Source organism: Microbacterium sp., from assembly GCF_047972865.1.
Classification (GTDB): domain Bacteria; phylum Actinomycetota; class Actinomycetes; order Actinomycetales; family Microbacteriaceae; genus Microbacterium.
This window is the reverse complement of record NZ_JBKEAY010000092.1, coordinates 1-2,107: the sequence shown is the minus strand read 5'-3', so window position 1 is coordinate 2,107 and position 2,107 is coordinate 1. Positions and strand designations below refer to the sequence as shown.

The window sequence follows — 2,107 nt, the reverse complement described above, 5'->3', positions numbered from 1 at the left end:
TCGTCGTTTTCCTTCCGAGATGGATGTGAAGAGTTCTCTCGAAGGATCACACGGTGACCGTCGCCACGCTCACAGCGACGCGGTCACCCGCGACCCGTACACCACGCTATTGGACGCAACCCCGGGGGGGGTGCCGGAGCGTGGGCTGAGCTTCAACCGACGCCATACCCGAAACCGGGGCCTGGTCTTCATGCGACTGCTGCAGCGTGCCGTCGCGTCCGAACCCGTCACCTACCGCGCACTCGTACGCATCTCACGTCCGAAAGCAACACATCCCGCGGGCGTGCACACCCAAACCCGCCGCCGCCCCGGAACGCTCGACGTCGAGACCATCGATCCTCCCTGGCATCGCCCCCGACCACCCCGACAACGCTGAGACCCGCGAACCACGAGCACCCAACTCGGCGGGATGCTCTCTCCGGTGGAACGTCGATCACGCTGAGCCGGCGCCGGCGGCGGTCAGCGGGGGCTATCGAAGCTCCAGGCGTCGGGGTCGATGGCGGTCGCGATGTCCCAGCCTTCGGCATCCCATCGGAAGGTGGCCACGGCGCATGTCGGCATGGCAGCGATCCCGCCTCCGGACAGGCGTCCGGCCAGCGCGGTCATGCCGGGGTCGTGTGCGACGAGTGCCACCCGGTCGGCCCCGGAACTGGCCGCGACGGCAAGCAGTGTGCGCGGCGAGGCGCCGTACAGGTCCGTGCGCAGTTCGGGCGTCAGCCCGAGGGCGTCGCCGAAGAAGCCCGCCGTCGTCCGGGCGCGCAGCGCCGTCGACGCCACGATCGCGTCGAGCATTGTGCCCGCCGCCCGCAGTCGCTGCGCCATGACCGGGCCGTCCCGGAGCCCCCGCTCATTCAGCGGCCGGTCGTGGTCGGGGGTGCCGGGGTTGCCCCAATCGCTCTTCGCGTGCCGGATGAGCACAAGTGTCCTCACGCCGTCTCCACTCTCGCGGCGAGCCCCGCCAGTAACTCCAGCACGCACAGCGCCGCCAGTCGCACGGTTCGCCCGTCGGGGGTGTCGGCGGTCGCGTCGACCTCGACGATGTCGGCGCTGCGCACCCGGGCGTCGCCGGCGAGGTGCCGCACCAGGTCGCGCAGCTCCCACGCCGCCAATCCGCCGGGGACCGATGCCGGGCATCCCGGCGCCACGGAGCGGTCGCACACGTCGACGTCGATGTCCAGATGGATGCCGCCTGCGTCCACCCCGGCGACCTGGAGCGCTTCGGCGGCGACGTCGGCGATGCCGCGGCGGCGCACCTCGTCGAGCCCGATCACGCGGATGCCGAGGTCGGCGGCCCGCCGCGCGTAGATGGCGGAGTTGGCGAAGTCCGCGATGCCGATCTGCACGATCCGTCGCGGGTCGAGGCCGTCGGCGACCAGGCGCCGCACCGGGGAGCCGTTTGATTCGCCGTCGCGCAGGTCGAGGTGCGCGTCCAGGGTGATGAGGCCCGTCGCCGCCGCGCCCTGCGCGGTGGCGTAGGTGATCGAGTTGTCGCCGCCGAGCGCGATCACAAGGCGGGCGGTGAGCGCGCGCACCCGTTCCCGCACGCGCGCCTCGCCGGCGGGCCCGTCCGGGTCGGCGACGTCGCCGGCATCCGCGATCCGCAGCACCTCGTTCAGGTCGATCGGCCCCTCCGCGCCGAGCACGGTCGGGCTGTATCGGCGCAGGGCCGCGCGCACCGCGGTGGGGGTGGCGTTCGCGCCGGTCGGCGACAGCGAGGTGCGGTGCGCGGGAAGCCCCAGCAGCACAGCGTCGACGGTGCCCTCCGGCGGCGGCCAGTCGCCGGCCCGCGGCCACGACGGGTCGTGGGCCAGTGCGGCGGCGGGCAGCGAGGTCATCGGCTCCGGCGCGCTCATGCCAGCCAGCGTAGTGGCGTTGTCGCCGCGGACGGGAACGCGCTCAGCCCGGCAGGGCGTGCGCGCCGCTGGCCGATAGCGATGTGCGAAACGCCGGGACCCCGAGCAGCACGGCGTCGACGACGCCGTTCGGTGCGGGCCAGTCGCCGGCGCGCGGCCAGCGGGGATCGTGCGGCCGGGCGGTCATCGGCTCAGATACACCCACGCGTTCCGGCGACTGGCGAGGGTCACCCGCGTGCGCCAGAACAGGGGCG

General features: G+C 73.2%; 2 protein-coding genes and 2 pseudogenes. 1 reads left to right on the top strand and 3 read right to left on the bottom strand.

Annotation, left to right across the window (positions count from 1 at the left end):
- A pseudogene (locus tag ACK5KK_RS05815) lies at window positions 1-376 on the top strand (hypothetical protein); the annotation flags it as partial.
- Window positions 377-459: 83 nt separating this feature from the next.
- Here the strand turns inward: ACK5KK_RS05815 and ACK5KK_RS05810 are convergent.
- From ACK5KK_RS05810 to ACK5KK_RS05800, 3 genes and pseudogenes are all read right to left on the bottom strand, one after another.
- On the bottom strand, window positions 460-930 hold the full coding sequence (locus ACK5KK_RS05810) for a SixA phosphatase family protein (protein ID WP_416889145.1): 471 nt from the start codon (window positions 928-930) through the stop codon (window positions 460-462).
- The gene (locus tag ACK5KK_RS05805) at window positions 927-1,853 is read right to left on the bottom strand and encodes an arginase family protein (protein WP_416889144.1); all 927 of its coding nucleotides are present in this window, start codon (window positions 1,851-1,853) and stop codon (window positions 927-929) included. The genes ACK5KK_RS05810 and ACK5KK_RS05805 overlap by 4 nt, the downstream gene beginning before the upstream one ends.
- Before the next feature lie 43 nt (window positions 1,854-1,896).
- A pseudogene (locus tag ACK5KK_RS05800) lies at window positions 1,897-2,107 on the bottom strand (hypothetical protein); the annotation flags it as partial.